The sequence below is a fragment of the Pseudodesulfovibrio nedwellii genome (assembly GCF_027923765.1).
Lineage (GTDB): Bacteria > Desulfobacterota > Desulfovibrionia > Desulfovibrionales > Desulfovibrionaceae > Pseudodesulfovibrio > Pseudodesulfovibrio nedwellii.
Window position 1 is genome coordinate 306,969 of record NZ_AP026709.1, and the last position, 19,880, is coordinate 326,848.

At 49.5% G+C, this 19,880-nt stretch carries 9 protein-coding genes and 1 tRNA gene; 7 read left to right on the forward strand and 3 right to left on the reverse strand.

Translation table 11 applies throughout. The features are described from left to right. Window position 1: 1 nt before the first annotated feature. Window positions 2–9,208, forward strand: a complete 9,207-nt coding sequence (locus SYK_RS01505) for a PLxRFG domain-containing protein (protein ID WP_281761866.1) — start codon at window positions 2–4, stop codon at window positions 9,206–9,208. Window positions 9,209–9,265: 57 nt separating this feature from the next. Here SYK_RS01505 and SYK_RS01510 read toward each other — a convergent pair whose 3' ends face one another. Both SYK_RS01510 and SYK_RS01515 read right to left on the reverse strand, forming a co-directional pair. After that, on the reverse strand, window positions 9,266–9,913 hold the full coding sequence (locus SYK_RS01510; protein WP_281761867.1) for an outer membrane protein: 648 nt from the start codon (window positions 9,911–9,913) through the stop codon (window positions 9,266–9,268). 270 nt (window positions 9,914–10,183) lie between these two features. Beyond that, window positions 10,184–10,260 (reverse strand) — tRNA-Pro (locus SYK_RS01515). A gap of 204 nt (window positions 10,261–10,464) precedes the next feature. Here SYK_RS01515 and SYK_RS01520 point away from each other — a divergent pair. The 5 genes from SYK_RS01520 to SYK_RS01540 all read left to right on the forward strand — a co-directional run bounded on the left by SYK_RS01520 (window position 10,465) and on the right by SYK_RS01540 (window position 17,801). Continuing rightward, complete coding sequence (locus SYK_RS01520) at window positions 10,465–11,508, forward strand: protein-glutamate methylesterase/protein-glutamine glutaminase (protein WP_281761868.1); 1,044 nt, start codon at window positions 10,465–10,467, stop codon at window positions 11,506–11,508. 44 nt (window positions 11,509–11,552) lie between these two features. Then, window positions 11,553–13,490 (forward strand): HEAT repeat domain-containing protein, encoded by a 1,938-nt coding sequence (locus SYK_RS01525; protein WP_281761869.1) that lies wholly within the window; start codon window positions 11,553–11,555, stop codon window positions 13,488–13,490. A 9-nt stretch (window positions 13,491–13,499) separates the two neighbouring features. Next, window positions 13,500–14,375, forward strand: a complete 876-nt coding sequence (locus SYK_RS01530; protein WP_281761870.1) for a CheR family methyltransferase — start codon at window positions 13,500–13,502, stop codon at window positions 14,373–14,375. 62 nt (window positions 14,376–14,437) lie between these two features. After that, on the forward strand, window positions 14,438–14,806 hold the full coding sequence (locus tag SYK_RS01535) for a response regulator (RefSeq protein WP_281761871.1): 369 nt from the start codon (window positions 14,438–14,440) through the stop codon (window positions 14,804–14,806). 100 nt (window positions 14,807–14,906) lie between these two features. Further along, a complete protein-coding gene (locus tag SYK_RS01540; protein ID WP_281761872.1) occupies window positions 14,907–17,801 on the forward strand; it encodes a chemotaxis protein CheA in 2,895 nt (964 codons plus the stop codon). Window positions 17,802–17,878: 77 nt separating this feature from the next. Here the strand turns inward: SYK_RS01540 and SYK_RS01545 are convergent, their stop codons facing one another. Continuing rightward, window positions 17,879–18,805 carry a hypothetical protein gene (locus tag SYK_RS01545; RefSeq protein WP_281761873.1) on the reverse strand — a complete coding sequence of 309 codons (927 nt, stop codon included), beginning with the start codon at window positions 18,803–18,805 and terminating at the stop codon, window positions 17,879–17,881. 196 nt (window positions 18,806–19,001) lie between these two features. On the opposite strand from SYK_RS01545, the gene ybgF reads away from it, so the two are divergent. Further along, window positions 19,002–19,874 carry a tol-pal system protein YbgF gene (gene ybgF / locus SYK_RS01550; RefSeq protein WP_281761874.1) on the forward strand — a complete coding sequence of 291 codons (873 nt, stop codon included), beginning with the start codon at window positions 19,002–19,004 and terminating at the stop codon, window positions 19,872–19,874. Window positions 19,875–19,880: the final 6 nt, after the last annotated feature.

The window sequence follows — 19,880 nt, forward strand, 5'->3', positions numbered from 1 at the left end:
CATGGCATTGCATCCGACCGTTCAGGAATGGAATGAAGATTACGAATATCTAGCGTTGCCGGATGAGAAGAAGGCTTCTGTCGTGGGCAATTTCTTTGACAACGAATTGGCGGACGATGAATTCCGAGCCCTTGAACCGGCGAAGCAGGCAACGATTCGAGATAATTTCTTGTCTGCTCATGTGGGTGGGTATGAGCCTGCACCGTCTGGTAATATTGGAGCAATGGGAATGCCCACTATCCAGACGGCACCAGAGCGCTCTTTTATGCAAGAGGTAGGGGCTTTCTTCAATCCGCTTACCGATGAAGACAAGGCTCAAGCTGCCGTTGCTTTAGTCAACGCTGAAGCTGAAGGCGTTAGGCCGTATCAGAAGCTCGGTCCGAATCGTAATGCTTTTACTGACGTTGGTATGTCAGCGCTTCGCGGTGTTGTGGCTGATGGTCCTGAAACTTTCCTTCGGGCTGGTCGAACTATTGGCATAGACACGGATGCAGCCATTGAAAACATTAAGGCTTTTCGCGAGAACTATTTCCCTCAATCTTTTCAGGCTCTCAATAACCCTGTACGTCGGGATGTGACTGAAGGCGTGGCGTCCATTGGACCGAGTATTGAAGCCGGTTTACCGGGAGCGGCGGTAGGGCTTATGGGCGGTTTGCCCGGTGCCATTGGCGGCTTTGCAGCTTCAGGCGGCACGGTGTTCGGTTTGGCTGAATATGATCGGTTCATGGAGGAAGCGAAGACCGTTGGCATTGATCCGGCTGACGTGAAACAAGAAGCCATTATGGCGGCTGTTGCCGAAGGTGGACTTGAAGGCGTTTCCAATCTGTTGGACTTGGCGTTGATGAAAGTCGGGAAACCTGTAACCAAGGCTGTGACCAATCGTCTCGGATTGTTTGCTAAAAACTATATAAAGGTCCTTGGTTCAGAGCTTCCTACGGAAATGACGCAGGCCGCTTCTGGTGCAGCTATTCGCAACGAAGCCGGGTTTCCGAACCAAGACCCGATGCAAGCCGCAAAAGACTCTATTGGTCCAACTGTCGTTGCCACGCTTGGTTTTGCTGGCATGGGTTCTGTGCGTTCCGCTCGACCACACACGGCTATGGACTTGATGAAGTCGGAAGAATCTTCCGTTCAGCCTGTTGATGCTCATGGAAACTCACTCCCGTTTGATCCGGCCTTAGCTTCAGTTTCTTCGTTTGATGAAGCATATAAGGGGGAAGGTCGACTTGATGCCGCAGAGAACGGACTCAGCGAGGATGAGTACAAAGAGATCGGAAAGGAAAGACGGGAACACCCGCAACGCAACGTCACAACTTACACAACTCCCAAGTATTACTCCGAGAAAGAGGTTAATAAGCGATACTCTGAAGGCCGGATGAGCGCCATGGATTTGCTTTCGCCTTTCAGTGAGACACTGGATGAGCCAGTTACTCCTCACGTCACGCCGCAAATGTCCCCGGCAGCACAGAACGAACTCCCGGTTGGTGGGGCAATGGCTCTTCCCCCTGGTGGTCCTGTTATCATCCCTCAACCGACACAACAGACCGGATATGGTCCTATTCCGCAGGAACAAGGCCGTACGGCTATGGCCATGCCACAAGGCCAGCCCCCGGCGGCCTTGCCGGAAGGCTCCCGGCCTATTGCAATGGGCTTGGCTCAGTCCGAACCAATTCCGAGTCGTTCTTCTCAAGATTTTGAAATGGTTTCCAACGAGGGCGAGAATTACCGGCCTGATTTTGAAATAGTTCATGGTGGAGTGCCTGCTGTGCGAACGGCTATGGACCTTGCGCCGGCGCAAGCGCAGCCCCTTATTATCAATAAAGCAAACGAGGCTGCAACTTCCCCGATCAATGCTATTACCATCTATGACCTTAACGGTGGGGAGCACCAGGGCGTAGTCGAGGCAGAAAGCGACGATACTCTTCGTGTCGTGCTGGAAGATGGCCACGTCGAGCTTATTAACAAAGAAGATGGCAACGGCGATTCGGGTTATTCCTTGAAAGGGAAGAAAGAACGCTATTCTTTTGATTATACTCTTGCCTCCGCTGGCTATGAGATTCAAGGGCAAAAGGTTGGAGAGCTATCCGACGAAGCTCTTGAAGAGCTTAGAGGCAAGATGGAAGCCGATGAAGATCGAGCCGCATTAGGCGTCGCAGAGGGTGCAGGGGTCGCCTACCAGACCGACCTTCGTGCCGTTATAACGGAACAGGCTCGTAGGCAGTCCGTTGAAACGAAGGCGAACGAAGCCGCGACCTCCGAGCAGAATGACACCCCGCAGCCGACTGAGGCTCAGATTGAAAAAGGAAATTACAAGCTCGGCCATGTTAAAGCCATAGGCCTTGATATCTCCATTGAGAATCCGGCAGGCTCCGAGCGTTCCGGTACGGACAAGGATGGAAAGCCTTGGTCTGTGCAGATGCAGCACCATTACGGCTATATCAAGGGAACCGTGGGTAAAGACAAGGACCATCTGGACGTCTTCCTGAAAGACGGTGTTGAGTCTGAAGACATGGGTTCCAAGCCCGTCTTTGTGGTGGATCAGAAGAATGAAGACGGTTCCTTCGATGAACATAAAATTCTTATGGGATTTGACAACGCGCAGGATGCCGAAGCGGGCTACTTGTCCAATTACGAGCAGGGTTGGCAAGGGCTCGGTGCAATCACTGAGATGAGCCCGATTGAGTTCAGACGGTGGACCAAGAAGAAGCGCAAGACCAAGATGCCCGTTGCATATGTTGTTTCCGAAACCAAGCAGAAACAGTCCGTTTTAGAGCAAAAGAGTGCTGACTCGGCAACAGGACAGCCTGAAAAGGATGGCGTCAACATCAAATCCGACGGCAAGCCCTACAGCAAAAAAGCAATCAACTTGGTTGTTGCTGGCAAAATTAAGAGGGGCCAAAACGTCGAAACTGTACAGCTTGACGATGAAGGTAAGCAATGGGGCTGGCGCGAGGTTGTGGACAATGAGGCCCAAATTGAAATCCGTAAACGACTTATAAAAGCCGTGCCTGACGGTGATTATGCTGGTATGATGGACCATGCAGACACGTTGATTGATGATGAAAACTTTTCCGTTGATGACGTTTATGAAGTCATCACTCAAATAGACGACGAGGTACAAAATGACCAAGGAAGCCAGAAGCCAGAAGGTCAAAGAGAACGTGGACAAGATGGTCGAGTGGGCCAAGACAGTGACCCCGGAAGAGGAGGAAGCAGCCTTGAAAGCAACCCGCAAGTTGCCGAAGAAGGATCGCGTTCGGGCTCTGAATCTGATGGCGAAAGCGAAGAAGGTCGCCGCCTTAGAGAAGGGCAAAAACTCCTAGAGACTGATGCCGATCAGGGCGGTGGATTTTACGACACCGATAATATTTATCCTCCATTCCTCTACGGGTTGTCTGATGAAGAGTACGACGCCCATATCACGGAACTTGATGAACGCACCCGCATCGCAGAAGAGGCGGAGTACAACAAATCCCTCACCAATGAGGACGTTGATAGCAAGATCATTGCCTATCTAAAAGATGTCGGCCTAAATGGAAAATCTCTCCAGACTTGGCCCGGTCTCCAAAATATTATCCGTAAAAAATTTGGTCCTGGCATTTTTAAATCGAAAGCCAAGGGAGCAAGTGATATTGATCAAGCTGCCCAGGAGCTTAACGGCATGGGGCTGTTTGACGGCGACGCTGACGCGCTGGCCGAGTACCTAAAAGAAGCTAAGGGGATAAAGGAAAACCGTGAAGGATACGGTTTTGACTCTCGTCTAGAGCCCAAGAAGAAAGAGCCGAAGGCCAAGCCCGAATCCACGTCAGAAAAGGCTTCTAAAAAAAAGGCCATGGGAAAAGACGCTCCCATTGAAGATCTGGGTGAAAAAATAGGCGGCGCCCGCAAGGATACAGCCCAACCCACCGGATCTCGTCCAAAGAAAGAAAAGGACGCTCGTTCCGCATGGCGTAAACGCTATTTTGCCATGGAAAACCTTATGGAAAAGGGAACGTGGCAACTGGTTGACGGGCGGACTCGTCATGTTCGTTTTTTGTCCCGCGAAAAGTTCTCCTCACAAAAAGAAGCCGAAGAAATGCTTCCTCTGGCCGTGGTCGGTATCAAACATTCACCTCGCATGGCTGAAAAAGGCAAGTGGGACATCATTCGCAAAGTGTCCAAATACAAGCGCGTTGTCATCAAGGACGGCTTCAAAAGCCGTGAAGAAGCTCTCAAGTATATGGTTGATAACGCTGTAGACATCATTGAGACGAATACCCGGATTGGCGAAGAAATCCTCGTCAAGCCAGAGAACGTTTACCGTTCTGGCGTGAAGCGCAGAACCGGAGACGTCGAACCGCAGGCTTTCATGGACGACTTTGGTTTTCGTGCTGTTGAATTCGGGAACTGGAATAATCAGACCGAAAGACAAGAAATTCTGAATCATGCCTATGACGGCCTGATGGACCTGGCTGACGTTATCGGCGTTCCACCCAAGGCGTTATCCTTGAATGGTGATTTGGCTCTCGCCTTTGGTGCGAGAGGGCAGGGGCTCAGTGCGGCAAAGGCCCACTACGAAGGGCATTATGGCGTTGTCAATCTGACCAAAATGAAAGGGGCCGGTTCTCTAGCTCATGAGTGGTTCCATGGATTCGACCATTACCTTGGCCGTCTTGATGGCAAGGCGTCTTCCAAGATCATCAAGAACAATAAGGGGCATAAGATCTTTGATGCAAAGCCTCCGAGTAAAGATTACGCAAGTCACGGTTTCCGCTATAAGTCCGACGCCCGAGAAGAGGTGAGGAAGGCATACACGAAGCTCATCAACACGATGATGTCCAAGGCCGAACAGTATGTCGAAGATACCGAGAGGGCCGAGAGATTTGTTGGTATGTCGCGTGATAACTTGAGGACCAAGTTGGAGGCCATCCGTAACAATATAGCAAAGGAAAGGTCTTGGGGGCGAAAGAAGCGTGCCGCAACTGAGGAAGAGCTCATGGAGTTCGATTCGCTGGTTGAAAAACTTTTGGATGGCAACAACCTTGAGTTGGTGTCCATGGAGAACAAGACGAGTAAGGGCAAGAGTCTTTCCCGCTTCGGCTCATGGCGTGAAACCAACGGCACTCTTGACGCGATGAACGATATCCTTTTGGCCGTGACAGGGCGCAGTGGCTTTAATTCAAAGCGAGAAGCGACCTTGAATGGTGTTGCCAAATTTATGCGGACATATGCCGATAGGATCAAGATACTTGACGATGCGAGAGGCGGCGACAAGAAGATAAAAAAAGTCCCGACTGATTACCTTATGGAGTCCAAAAAAATCGACGAAGGTCGTCCTTCTGACTACTGGACTACGAATCATGAAATGGCGGCTCGTGCTTTTTCGGCCTTTGTTGAAGACAAGATTGCACAGGAGGGGAATGAAAGTTATTTTCTGTCCTACGGGTCTGACAATGTATTTTATCAGTTGAATGAAATCCGTCCATTTCCAGAAGGGAAAGAACGGGAGGCTATGAATAAAGCTTTTAAAGAGTTGTTTGAGAGCCTTGAAACAAAAGAGACGTCCAAAGGAATTGCACTCTTTTCTCGCGCAGACAAACCGCGTCGGGGCATGAAAAAGGCGATGCTCCAAGGCGGAGCGGTTCGCAAACTGCAAAGACAAGCGGAGAATGCTTTGCCTCTTGAAGTTGTCCAATCAGAAAATGATTTGCCAGCTTTTATTAGAGTGCAGGCACAGAGGAGCGATGATTATACCGAGGGCGTCTATGACCCATTTTCCGGCAAGGTTTATTTTGTCGCTGACAATATCCCGTCAGTTCGTCGTGCTGCCGCCCTTTGGATGCATGAACAGGGCGTTCATAACGGGTTGAAAGGGTTGTTTGGGAGACGCGAATATCATCAAATCATGATGTCCGTTTATGACAAAATCGAATCTCGACACCCTCTTATTGCAAAGCTCAAGATGAAACCTGTTTTGGCTGAGATTGCCAGAAGTGAAGGTTTTGATCTTTCAACAACAGAAGGGCAGCTTGCAGCCGCCGAAGAATATGTTGCTCAATGTGCTGAAAAAATTAAGGCCGGACGTGCGTTAACGCGTCAAGAAAAAGGTGCTTGGCGTAAATTTGTTGAAAAGTTCCTCGAATGGCTTCGTAGTGTAGGAGTGAATTTTAAACTCACCGATCGAGAAATTGCATGGATAGCAGAAGATGCCGTTCAATTTACCGTACACGGAGAGCCGGGTATTCGGTTTCGCCATGAGCCTGCAATGGCATTTTCTCGCAAAGAAAATACTGAGCCAGACTTCAGCGAGATTAAATTCTCACGCGGCACCTATCGTCAGTCGGCACTTATTCAGCAACTCCAACGCATGAATGGCGGCACCATGCCGAGCGGTGGCAATGCCGCTGTAAGGGCAATGACAGCCAAGCCTAGCCAGATTGCCAAGGATGCAGCAAAGAAAGGCAAGTCCGGTCTTCATAACCGGATCAATACCGGTGACCTTTCCGTATTGCAGGAAGTCGCGAGCTTGCCTCACTGGATTGCCAAACGGTTTCCGGCCTTTGATGCTATCTACCGTCGTCAGTTGACCCGTATGGACGAAAGAGCGGCAGTTCTCAAAGAGTCGTTGGAAGAGGTTGAAGATTTCTTTACTGACCTGAGCAAAGAAGACCATGCCGCGCTTCGTGATATGATTTGGGAGATAGACGGCGAGAAACTGCCGGGTATGAATCTCGACAAGTTTATTCCGGTTCAGGATGCCAAAGGGCGCGACACCTATGAAAACGGGCGGATCGTCCTTGAAATGAATCCTCGCTATTATCGGATGTTTGAGCGTTGGTTGGATAAACAGCCTGTTTCTGAGAAGGTAAAGAAGGCAATGAGCGCCCTTCGTGAATCCCTCGACCGCGACTTCCTGCGGGCATATGACGCAATGCGCGAGATGGCCGAAATTGACGAAGACACAATCAAGGCGTTTCGTTCGAATATCAATCATGTCCACAACTATTTTCCACACAAACGATACGGCGGGTATTATGTCCAAGCCGTCGGAGACAACTACGTCGGTCAGACCGATGAAGGTAAGTGGGCGGTTTTCAATGCAACTGACGACATCGTTTCCAAAGAGTTTGCCAATGAAGCTACGGCTCGTAAGCATTGGACAAAGAACAAACGCAGCGCCGTTCACCGGGAACACTTTGACGCTTCGACAAAGGGACTCGCCGGTCGCAAGGCTGAAAAGAAAATGGCTGAATTGAAAGTCGATTATCCCGACAATGTAGACTGGTCTACAGGGAAGAACGAACGTCTGCCCGATGAACTCTATGAATTTGGTATCGACACCAATGCCATGGAGCAAATTGTGGTGGCGGCGGCTGACAAGATAGAAAACAAGGAGATGGCCAAGGAAATCAAAGGCAAGTTGGCCGAAGCCGTGTCCGACACCATGAAATCACGCGGTTGGTCGGCTGCAACCATCGGACGCAAGGGTGTTCCTGGTCATGAGAAGGAAGATATTCAAGGAATCATCTATGACTACAAGGCCGGTCTTTCCGGTTGGCTGACCAAGATTCAGGCAAGTCGGGACTTTACTTCCTTGCTTGGTCAGGTTGACGCCAAACAGCACCCGAAAGAATATGTTTACGCAACGAACTACGTCCAGAATATGCTCAGAAATGCGGACAAGATTGACCGTGCTGTCGGTAATATCAAGGCCATAGCTTTTCTCTGGTACTTGGGTTTCAACCTCAAGACGGCCGCGCTCAACCTGACGCAGAATGTTATCGTGGGTATTCCTCGATTCAGCATGGACGTGAAAAGCGGTGGTTTCAAATATTGGAAGGCTGCCGGAGCCACACTCACCGAGCAACTGACCGGCAGAGCTACGGGCGGAAAAGTAAAGACCTTGCCCAAGGACGAATCGCGTCTTCTTGACGATCTGTACCGCGAGGACGTTATTACCGAAGGTTTCCTCAATGAGATTCGCGGGCGTGTTCAAGGTGTTTCGGTCGCGGCAATTGGTAATAAGGTTTTGAAATGGGCAGGAATGCCTATGGCCATTGCCGAGCGTTTCAACCGGGCTTCTCTGGCTCTGGCCGCATACCGTGCAGCCCGAGACGGCAAGATCACAAATGAAGCGGTTCTGGCAGAGCTCGGCGCCAAGCTTGGAGTAGGATTGCCCTATGAAAAAGCCAAGGCGTATGCTGAGGATGTAGTAAGAGACTCCCACTTCGTCTACGGAAAGACCAATCTTCCGCAGCCACTCCGTAACTCGACCATAGGCCGTGGTACAAATCCGGCGTATACTTTCCGAACCTTCTCTCACAACATTCTGTCTATTTGGAATTGGATGCTGTGGAATCAAGGGGCAGAAGGCAAAAAGGCTTTTGCCAAGTCGATGATGGGAACCATGGCTATTGGCGGTTTCACGGCTCTACCTTTCTATGCCACCCTTATGCACCTGTTCCAGTGGGCAACCGGTGACGATGATGATTGGACGGAAGAGATTCGGAAAGAGCTTCCTGAAGGTGACATGCTACGTGATGTGGTAACCTATGGGCTTCCTGCCGGTGCCGGGTTCTCTCTCGGCGGTTCGGTAGGACTTGAAACACCTATACTTTCCAGAGTCGAACCGGGCGCCACAATCGAAGAAAGTGTGGCCGACAACTTAGGCGACATCTTCGGTATTCCGTGGGATATGTTTTTCCGCAAACCTTCCCGTGTAGTAAAAGCACTCAGGGCGGGTGATGAATGGCGAGCCTTCGAAGAAGCCGCGCCGACCATCATCAAGAATGGCATGTCCGGGTATCGTTTGTGGAAAGATGGGCACCGTTCCATGACAGGCAAGCCGATCAATGAACCCGGCAAATTCGGCCCGCGTAAGCTGACAGAGGCTGAAGCTCTTGGGAAGATGGCCGGATTCCAACCGATCTCCAGCACCAAATCATACGATCAATACCGAGGACGGAAGGTTTCGAAACAAGTCAGAAGCAATAAGGCAGGCGAATTTGCAAATAATTACGTCATGGCCCTGCGGAAAGGCGACAAAGACAAAGCCCGCAGCGTTTTGACTGCATGGCAGGAATGGAACAAAGAAGCCCGTAACGACAAGAAGCCGTGGATGGTGATTACTCGCCGCGACATGACCGCCAGAATCAAGGCCAGAGCGAAGGGCAACGGAGTGAGCCCGAGAGACGCGCTTCGGATACTGGAACAGAGAAAGGCATACTAAAAGGCGAAGCCCCCGACCAACCAAGGCCGGGGGCTTCTTACAATGAGAGAGGGGTGTCTAGAAATTATATCTCAATCCAAGCCCAAGCCGATGAGCCCGGTATTCACCTTTTAAGTCTTGGTAATCAAGTTTTTGTAGTCCCATGACGAACTTGTAATCCAGCCCCAAAGATACGTTGTCAGTGAGATTGTAGCCTACACCAAGGATAGGCTGGACAAGTGGGATGCTGCATGACTTGCTGACCTTATCGCCACCACCTTCAATCGTTCCCTTGGACCATCCATAGCCTGCACCGAGTCCGAGGTATGAGAACCAAGGAGTTTTGTTTTCGAACTCCCATAGGGCATTGACCATGAGTGCTTTCATATTGATAGAACCGTCTACGTCTATGCTGCCGCCATTGCCTTTTACCTTATCTAGATCGCTTTTGAAATAGTTAAGCTCACCTTCAAGACGGAATCCGCTTGCCCATTTGTAACCAGCGGTGCCAGCGACTCCGTATCCGAAGTCTTTGAATTGCATCTTTGCATCAGCTGATTTTAAAATTGCATCGGTTAGACCATCATTTGAACTCAGGTCGGTATCCATCAAGTATTGACCGGCAATAATGAGTCCGACGTATGGCCGATCCTGCTTGTGTCCACCGGCCAGAGCAAGGGATGAGAAGAGGAATAGGAAAAGGCAAACGAGCAAAAGGCGTTTCATGATACCCCCGACGATTTTATCCCCTTCCCTCAAAGAGGCATACCTTTATAATCAAACAAATGATTAAGTGACAACTTATTTTCGGTATTTGGGGAATAATTGTTTAGGGCAGGGTATGAAAATTGATTGTCTGGAGGAATGGCAAAGAGGGGATTTGTTTGGAGGAACAAAGGACGTTTCGCAGTATCCAAAAGATACTGTAGGGGTGCCGCGTAGGGGTGCCGTAAAAGAAAAGGGACTTACGGTATTTCCGTAAGTCCCTGATTTGTCTGGTCGGGATGAGAGGATTCGAACCTCCGGTCTCTGCGTCCCGAACGCAGCGCTCTACCAGACTGAGCCACATCCCGCTGTCGAGAGAGGGATTTAGCCCGTCGCTGATAAAAAGGCAAGATAAAATTTACATGTTTTTTCAAGGTTGTGGACAAAGACTATAAAGCTGCCTAAGATTGGAGATTGAATGACAAAATAATTCCCGTGCGTCGGGAGTTGGCGGGTGACAGGAATTACTGTCGAATGGATGTCGGCAGGGTAGACGCTAAGGAGTGGTATACGTGATCAAAGTTCTCGTCGTGGATGATTCTGCCTTCATGAGAAAGGCCATCAGCACGATGCTCGACAAGGACCCGGGTATCACCGTGGTCGGTGTGGCGCGTAATGGACAGGAAGGCCTGGACATGGTGCGCGAGCTGAATCCCGATGTGGTCACCATGGACATCGAAATGCCGAAGATGGACGGTCTGACCGCTCTTCGTCACATCATGATGGAATCGCCCCGCCCCGTGCTTATGGTCAGTTCGCTGACGACCGAGGGAGCCGAGGCTACCCTGAAGGCCATGGAGCTCGGTGCGGTTGATTTTATTCCCAAACAACTTTCCAAAGTTTCTCTGGATATCATTAAGATTGAAAAAGATCTTATTGAGCGGGTTAAGACTGTGGCCATGCGCAAAATGCGTCACGTGGCTCGTCCGTCCGCCCGGAAAAAGCCGGCGACCAAGGTCAGGCCTCGTGCTCACGGGCGTCCTGTCCGTGATGTCGTGGCTATTGGTGTTTCCACTGGTGGGCCGCCAGTCGTGCAGAAAATTTTATCTTCGCTTCCGGCTGATTTCCCGGCGGGTATCGTTATTGCTCAGCATATGCCTGCGGCTTTTACCGGTCCCTTTGCCGAGCGTCTGAACGGTGTCAGTGAAATTACTGTCAAGGAAGCTGAAACCGGTGATGTTTTCCGGCCGGGATATGCGTATGTGGCTCCTGGCGGTCGGCACATCGTATTGGATCAGAAGGTCAGCCGTATTGATGTGGTTGTTACTGATCAGCCCAGCGATGCATTGTATAAGCCTTCGGCTAATGTTCTCATCAGTTCTGTGGCTCAGGCTGTCGGCAAGCGTGGACTTGGCGTTATCCTGACGGGTATGGGGAATGACGGACGCGAAGGGATACGAGATCTCAAAGGTCGGGGGGGGCGTGCTTTGGCACAGAGTGATTCCACCTGTGTTGTTTATGGCATGCCTAAATCCATTGTAGATGAAAATTTGGCGGATGAGGTCGTTGATCTGGACGATATGGCCGAGTCCATCATGGCGAATTTGTATAAATAGGTTTTGTTGAGTGAGTCTCAAAATCTGTATGGGGGACTGGTATCATGGTGGAGTGCTCTGAATATCTTGTACTTTTGGGCAGTGACAACAAAGAGGTTGTCCGAGAAAGTGCTTTTAAGGCAGGCGAAAAAAATTGTGTCGAAGCTGTGCCCAAGCTGGCTGAACTGCTTCAGACAAATCATCTGGGTATTCAGGAGGCCGTGGATAGCTCCTTGCGAAAAATCGGTGGTAAGGAAGTCGTACAGGCGGTGATTCCGCTTCTGCGTTCTGATGACGCTCCGGTTCGTAATTTGGCCATGGACATCCTGCGTGAAGTTGGCAATCAGGATATTTCGTCCTTGATTGCATTGGTTCTGGATGAGGATGCGGATATCAGGATTTTCGTTTCGGACATTCTTGGCTCTACCAAAAGCCTTTTGGCTGTTGATCCCCTTTGCAATGCTTTACTGAAAGACCCTGAGGTCAATGTTCGGTATCAGGCCGCAGTGAGTCTCGGCGAGCTCGGTATGACCGAAGCTATTCCCAGTCTCAACCAGGCCATCGGCGACGAGGAGTGGGTGCAGTATTCCGTGATTGAAGCCTTGACGAAAATCGGCCATGCCAGCTCGGTAGACGCTCTGGTTAAAGCATTGGATTCCGCCTCTGATCTCGTTGCATCCATGATTATCGATGCGCTTGGTGAGCTTGGTAATGTCAAGGCGGTGACCATGCTGCTTAAACGTATGAATGATTCCCCCACCGCTTTGCGGAACAAGATAGTTAAGGCCGTGGTGAAGATTCTCGGCGGAAAATCTCTGACTTTGTTGAGTGACGACGAAAGAGAGCGGTTTAGGCAGTATTTGCTTGTGGCTCTTCGAGATGAAGATGTGGAAATTCAGGATGCCGCGATTCAGGGATTGGCCTATGTGGGAGGCGAAGAAGCTTCCAAGGGAATTTTACAAATTGCCGGGGCGTTGGATCAGGATCTTGAACAGGATCGGTTGCAGGTCATCATCGCGTTTCTGGCCGAAATCGGTTTGACTGAGGCTCTCAAGGTTGGTTTGCTTGGAGAAGACCAAGGCGAGGCAAAAGTTGCGGTTCAGGTTTTGTCACAAATTGCACCAGATGAATGTGTGGAGCAAAATAGTATCTGTCGGGTCCTTATGGATGCATTTTGGCAGGTAGGCTTGCCTTTGCAACGGCAGATCGTGAGTGTTGTTGCCAACAGAGGGCGGTCGCAGTCCAAGGACTTTTTTATCAAGGTTTTGAATGAGCATGCAGATGGTACTGTTTTGAAGAGTGCCGTGTATTTGCTTGGCGAAAAACTTCAGCTGGTTGAAGTTATTGATAATATTTTTCCTTTGTTGAACCATCAATACGATGATGTGAAGGAAGCCGCTCTGGACGCGTGTATCGCCATTGGAACTCCTGATGTGCAGGAACGTTTCAGGGATATGTTTACTAGCGAAAATCCTGTCCATCGTCTTATGGCCGTATACGCCTTGGGGAAATTTAGTTCAGTGGATAATCTGGCGATTCTTCAACAGGCAGTGGAAGACGAGGAGTCGGATATTCGGCGGGTGGCTGTTGAAGCTCTGGCCTCGTTTCCAGACAATAAGGACACATGGTTGCCGTTGGTGCTGCAAAGACTCAACGACGAGAGTAAGGATGTCCGTCTGACGGTTGTTGAAATTTTAGGTCAGCATTACGGTGAAGATACGATGCCGCACCTTGTCGATGCTTTGAACGATGAAGACGATTGGGTTAAGATTCGTGCCATGGATGCACTGGGCGAGCATTCCTCGCAGGAGGCCGCTCCTTTGATGGTTGACATGCTGGAGGATTCAAATCGGTTTGTGGTTATGAAGGCCATAGAAGCCCTGGGTAACATCGGTGGCTCAAAGGCGTTTGCCGCTTTGTTGCAAGTGACCAATAGTGATGAGTACGAATTGGTGAGTGCTGCAGAGGAAGCCATAGCCAGAATACAGGAAGCGCAGGAGTAGGGGAACTTCATGTCGTCGTTGTTTTCCAAAACGATTTCTCTTGGGAAGGATCTTTCGATCACGGACCAGGAATTCACGAATTTGCGTGACTACATTTATGCCGAATGCGGTATCTATGTGGCCGATAATCGGAAATATCTGATTGAAAATAGGCTGGGAAACAGGCTTAAAAAACTGAACCTCAAAAATTTTGATGAATATTATAATTTGCTCCGGTTTGATGCGTGCCGGTCGGCAGAAATTAAGAGGCTCTTTGAGGTTATTACGACCAATGAGACCAGTTTTTATCGTAATCCACCGCAAATCAAGGTCTTTCAGAGGGAGATTTTGAGTGATGTTATTGCCGGATGTCGTCGTAATGGGAAAAAACTTCGTATCTGGTCGGCTGGATGTTCTACGGGTGAAGAGCCATATACTATTTCCATGATCGCTCATGAGATTCTCAGGAGTGAAATTGGGGCGTGGGATATCCGAATTACGGCAAATGATCTTTCGGAGCGAGTGTTGGAGTCCGCTCGTAGGGGCGTGTACAACGACTATACACTCAGGACCACTCCGCAGGAGATCGTATCCAGATATTTTGATTCTGATGAAGGCCAGAATAAAATTAAATCTGAGGTAAAGCGGTTGGTCAGTTTTGGGCAAATTAATCTCAAGGATCGTATGCAACTCAAGCGGGTTGAACGGTCTCAGATCGTTTTTTGTCGAAACGTGATTATTTATTTTGATGATGCAATGAAAAAGCATGTTATCAATGCCTTTTATGATAATTTGCTTCCTGGCGGTTATTTGATTATCGGGCATTCTGAGTCGCTGCATAATATTTCGCGCTCATTCAAGCCTATTCATTATCCTGGAGCCATCATCTACAAGAAGGAAGAGTAGAATGAATCAGTCTGTATATGGAATTGGTAATTGGGGAGTGCCCGTGATATTTAGGGGGAGTAATGGCTAAACATATTCTGATAGTGGACGATTCTAAGACTGTACGGAATCTTGTGGCGTTTATCATGAAGAAAGAAGGCTTCAAGGTAACCACGGCGGAAGATGGGTTGGATGGCTTGGAAAAACTGTATAGTTTGACCGAGGTCGATCTTATTGTTTCGGATGTCAACATGCCCCGGATGGACGGTTTGACTTTTATCAAGACAGTCAGGGAGCAGGCGGCGTATCGGGATATTCCTATTGTCGTTCTTTCCACGGAAGGTCAGGACAGAGATGTTCAGACTGGCTTGACCGTGGGGGCAAATCTGTACATGGTCAAACCGGCGCAGCCTGAAAAACTTGTCAGAAACGTCAAGATGCTGCTGGGCTAGGACTTTTTGCAAATGGCGATGTGACGCAAACGCAACCAAGACGGTATGAACCTTTTCACCAGTACGAGTGATATGGGAATCTGCTGTTAGAGGTATTTCGATGAGCCAGGACTTTCTTGATCCGGAGATCTTGACCGACTTTTTTGTTGAAGCGAAAGAGCACTTGGAAACCATTGAGCCTAACTTGCTGGAGCTTGAAAAAAGCCCTGACAATCTTGGTTTGCTGAATGAGATTTTTAGGCCCATGCACTCTCTCAAAGGGGCATCGGGTTTTCTTGGTTTGAACAAGATCAATGGTTTGGCTCATAAAGCCGAGAATATTCTCGATGAGCTTCGTCAAGGGTCCATGAAGGTTACCAGTGGGATCATGGATTTGATTCTATCTGCGACTGATGCCTTGAGAACCATGGTGGATAATCTGGAGACCAGCGGCGTGGAAGGAGATGTTGATACAGCTCCTATTATTGCCCGGATTGAAGCTACCTTGGTTGGAGATATGGAAGCAGCTTCAGTTGCCCCAGAACCAGAGCCTGAATGTGCGCCTGTTGTCGAAGCTGAAGTCGTGATTGAACCTGAACCCGTGGCGGAGGAACCTGTTGAAATGGTCGCAGAAATAACATTCGATCCCCAGCCGGACCCTGACTTTGATGCCACTCCTTATGGTCTGACAACTGTTGGTGAAGGTCATTTGGCTGATTTCCTTGAAGAAGCACATGAAATTGTTGAGAACCTCAATCGGTGTCTCCTTTCTTTGGAAGGCGAACCCGATGGTAGTGAAGAGCTTATCAACGATACGTTTAGATATTTTCATAATTTGAAAGGGAATAGTGGAATCATCGGATTCAAGGAATTGAATTCTTTGACCCATGAAGCGGAAACGTTGTTGAACAAAGTCCGTAAGGGTGAGATTGCTTCCAGCCAAGGGTTGATGGATCTTTTGTTGGCAAGCGTGGATCTTATTGAAGCTTTGGTCGGTAAAGTGGACGTTGAAACCAATAAGGTCGAACCACTTGATACCAGCGTGATGGCGCAAGTGCTGCAAAGAGTGACGGAAGACGGTGATGTTCTTGCTGTGCAAGGACTTTTTCCCGGTTCCAAATCTGCTCTGGTCACCGAAGAAGCTGCTGCCCCGGCAGCGGCGGACGCTTCTTCTGATGAAGACGCTTCTGTTTCCGCAGGAGATTATGATCCCGAAGATGTGGCTCTGTTTGTTCAGACTATTAATCAGCAGTTGGAATCAGCTGCGGTTGCCCTTGGGTTACTTCGTAAGGATGCCGGTCAGACGGACATCGTGGACGGGCTGTTCAGGACGTTTCAAACTATCCAGAATTCCACCGGTTACATGGGGCTGGATGAGATCAAGGAGTATTCTTCCCGTACTGTTGGGTTGATCGATCAGGGGCGAAAGACCGATATGGATTTCACCTTGATGTTGGATATTCTTGATCAGGAATTCGCTATTCTCAAGGATATGATTTTAAAAGCTTTGGAAATGTTGACCGGAAGTCCTGCTGAGGACCCCACGGTGAATATGGGCAAACCTGCTTCAATCAAAACTGAGAAGGTCGCTCCGAAGGTCGAGCCAGCACCTGCACCAGCTCCGGTACCTGAACCGCCTGTGCAGAAGGCGGCAGCCGTTTCGAAGCCGGCCCCAGTTGCCAAGCCTGCGCCTACGTCAGCGCCTGCGACCAAAGTGCCGGCTGGCAGAAAAAGTGGTGCTGTTAATCCGCCTCCTGTGAGACCCAAGGTATCGAGCACAATTCGTGTTGATCATCATAAACTTGATCATTTAATGAATGTTATTGGTGAGTTGATTATCAACAGGAATAGGTATGCCATGCTTGCTCGCGCTCTTGAGGAAGGGCAGGAAGAGGTGCATGTTGTTGCTCAGCAGTTGACTGAGACGACCTATGCAATGGCCCGTATTTCAGACGATCTTCAGGATACCATCATGAAGGTCCGCATGGTACCTGTGCAGACTGTTTTTTCCCGTTTTCCACGTCTTGTGCGTGACTTGAGCCGTAAGTCCGGCAAGCAGGTCGAATTGATTATGGAAGGCGAAGAGACTGAATTCGACAAGTCTGTAGTGGAGGAGATCGGTGATCCGTTGGTTCATCTCGTCCGAAACGCGGTTGATCATGGCCTTGAAGACGAAGCTGAGCGTGTCCAATTGGGGAAGAAGCCCAAAGGACATGTCTGGTTGCGTGCGTATCATAAGGGCAATTCCGTTGCCATTGAGGTTGAAGACGACGGACGAGGCATGGACCCGGAAAAGTTGAAGGCCGTCGCTATTCGCAAGGGAGTTATCACTCCTGAAGAGGCCAATGTCATGGATGACCGTGAGGCCTTGGATCTTATTTTTGCTCCCGGTTTTTCTTCCGCTGAGAAGGTGACGGATATTTCCGGCCGAGGTGTGGGAATGGATGTGGTCAAGACCAACATCAAGAATCTCAAAGGGAGCGTAAATACCCAGTCCGAAGTGGGCAAAGGGACCAAGCTGACCCTGACCCTGCCGTTGACTCTGGCAATCATCGATGCGCTCATGGTCCAGGTGGCTGGCGACACGTTTGCTATCCCGTTGGACGCTGTCTCCGAGACCACCAAGATCGAGGTAGAAAAGTTGTCCGATGTGAACAACCGGAAGGCTGTCACGTTGCGTGGCGAGGTTTTGGGCTTGGTTGAATTGGCCGAATTGCTCGATTTGCCGCAGTCCATGGATGACCGGGACGTTTTGCCCATGGTCGTTATTCAAGACAACGACAGACGCCTTGGATTGGTTGTGGATCGTCTTTTGGAACGGCAGGAAATCGTTATCAAGCCGTTGGGACAGTATCTCAACAATTTTAATTTGAAAGGACTTTCTGGTGCGACCATTATGGGTGATGGTTCTGTGGTTCTGATTTTGGACCCGCACGAGATCTACAGCATTTCTACTCAGCTTGGACGCAAGCAGGAACCGCTGACAGTGTCCGGGGCTTTGACCAGCACGAAATAGCGGTTTATACAATAAATATTGAAAAGGCCGGGAAGCATATGCTTCCCGGCCTTTTTTCGTCAAATGAAGTGTGCTGTCTAGAGCATGGTCAGCAAGTTGATGGCCACGGTGACGTTCAAGGTGTGCATGAGCCAGAACAGGAATACGGCCAAGAATGTCAATCCTTTGAGCCTGAGAGGTGATTCGCTTCGGCCGATGAGAATCCAGACAAATGCACAGATGGCTCCAAGTGCAATGGAGCCTCCCCAGACAAAGGCCAGTGGAGTACCCATGACGAGCGTTTTGTAGGATGCAGGCAGGTTGGCGAAAAGCCATCCCTGACAACCAAGAAATCCGAGCATTGGAAGGGTGGCCCAGCGGGTGGCCAGTTTTAAGGAAAAATTGTAATAGTCGCGGCCAAAATCGTCCTTGTTGCGTCGAAGTACCAGATAGGAGGCACTCAAGGCTGCGGCTGCGGACATGGTCAACAGGGCATACATGACGGACATGGGTAAAATCATGGCCGTGGCTGCAAGAATTGTTTCATTTGTGGGAGTGCCATGGGACAGTGTCCAGGCAATTTTGGCCGGGATAGCCAAGGCCACACAAGTCAGTGCTGCCAATGAGGCAATCATGCCCAGAGACATGTGCAGTCCCTTGGCATTTCGCATCTTTTTCCACATCGTGAAATAGATGAGGCTGAAGAAAGCGAAAATGCCAAATGCTGCGAATGTGTTCAACAGGGGGGATTCCATGGTGAACAGGGCGTGGATGTATTGCGGAAATTTTGTCAGTGCCACGGCGTATGCAGCACCATCCACAACAAGCAGAAGGATGAGTAGGATAAGTCCCATTGCTCCTATTTGTTGGCCGTATTTATCGAAAAAAACACGTTTTTTTGTTTTCGCTGACATCTCGCCGAGAACAGCGATAGCCGGACTACCTATGGCGCCCATGCCGAGCAGGCTGAAAAAGGCCGGGGCCAGCAGGAATGCGATCATGGTCAGGGTTTCTTGTGTACTCATGATTGATTGGAACTCCGATTTTCTGTGCATTGCCCACCATATGTGTGCGGACTTTTTCTGCCTGAAAAACGTATGGCATGCAAGGTTTGCATTAAATGGCGATTATCGCACGGTATTCATCGATTCCTTGCAAAAAATCCTTGTATCGCCTATTTCGTAGAGAACGTTTAATCGTGTGAATGCGGAGAAACCATTGATGAAAACACTGAAGCTCGTTTTGCTCGTTCTGCTTGGCCTGTTGCTTGTTAGTTGTGCAACCACCAAGAAAGACGCGGCCACTGTCTCGGCAAGTACAGAATGGCGTATTAAAAGTCTTGAAGAGAGCTTTTTGAATATTCGTGAACAGCAACGACGTATGGCGGACGAAAATGCCTTGGCTCAGGATAAGATCGATCAGCGGTTGGCTTCTCTTGAAACAGAAATTGCGGGTTTGAGAACCGGCGGTGTTGTGGAATCTCCCGCTGAAAGTACGCAGGGATCACCTAGTGATAATGGTTGGGTGACAGATTTGAAGCCTGAGGATGACGGTTGGGTTGACGGACAGAAAGCTCCTGCGATATCCAAGGCTCAGAGCAATGAGGACAAACCTTGGGCTGAAGTTCCTCAACCGCCAGCAGTTATCCCGGCGCCTGAAGTCATTCAGCGATCCGCAGCCAAGACTCCGGTAACGTCTAAGCCTGTGAAGAGTCCTTCGGGAGCCAAAGGGTTGTATGATGCAGGATTGTCTCAGTATAATGCCGAGCAGTTTGATGCTTCTCGAGTAACATTCGATCAGTTCCTCAAGAAATATCCGAACAATGATTTGGCTGCCAACGCCCTGTATTGGAAGGGCGAGACGTATTATTCTCAAAAGGATTACGCACAGGCCATCTTGACGTTCAAGGAAGTGACTGGTCGTTTTCCCAAGCATCATAAGTCCGCATCAGCTCTGCTTAAAATTGGCATGTCTTATGATAAGGTCGGAGATTCTGATAACTCCATTTTCTATCTCCGCGCCTTGGTAGAGGATTTTCCGAAATCTGCTGCGGCCACCCTTGGTCGCAAGGAACTTGTCCGTTTGGGAGGTTAACCAATT

Coding starts and splice junctions, on each gene's coding strand:
- SYK_RS01505 (WP_281761866.1), top strand. CDS start 2: ATGGCATTGCATCCGACCGTTCAGGAATGGAATGAAGATTACGAATAT.
- SYK_RS01510 (WP_281761867.1), bottom strand. CDS start 9,913: ATGAAACGCCTTTTGCTCGTTTGCCTTTTCCTATTCCTCTTCTCATCC.
- SYK_RS01525 (WP_281761869.1), top strand. CDS start 11,553: ATGGTGGAGTGCTCTGAATATCTTGTACTTTTGGGCAGTGACAACAAA.
- SYK_RS01530 (WP_281761870.1), top strand. CDS start 13,500: ATGTCGTCGTTGTTTTCCAAAACGATTTCTCTTGGGAAGGATCTTTCG.
- SYK_RS01535 (WP_281761871.1), top strand. CDS start 14,438: ATGGCTAAACATATTCTGATAGTGGACGATTCTAAGACTGTACGGAAT.
- SYK_RS01540 (WP_281761872.1), top strand. CDS start 14,907: ATGAGCCAGGACTTTCTTGATCCGGAGATCTTGACCGACTTTTTTGTT.
- SYK_RS01545 (WP_281761873.1), bottom strand. CDS start 18,805: ATGAGTACACAAGAAACCCTGACCATGATCGCATTCCTGCTGGCCCCG.
- ybgF (WP_281761874.1), top strand. CDS start 19,002: ATGAAAACACTGAAGCTCGTTTTGCTCGTTCTGCTTGGCCTGTTGCTT.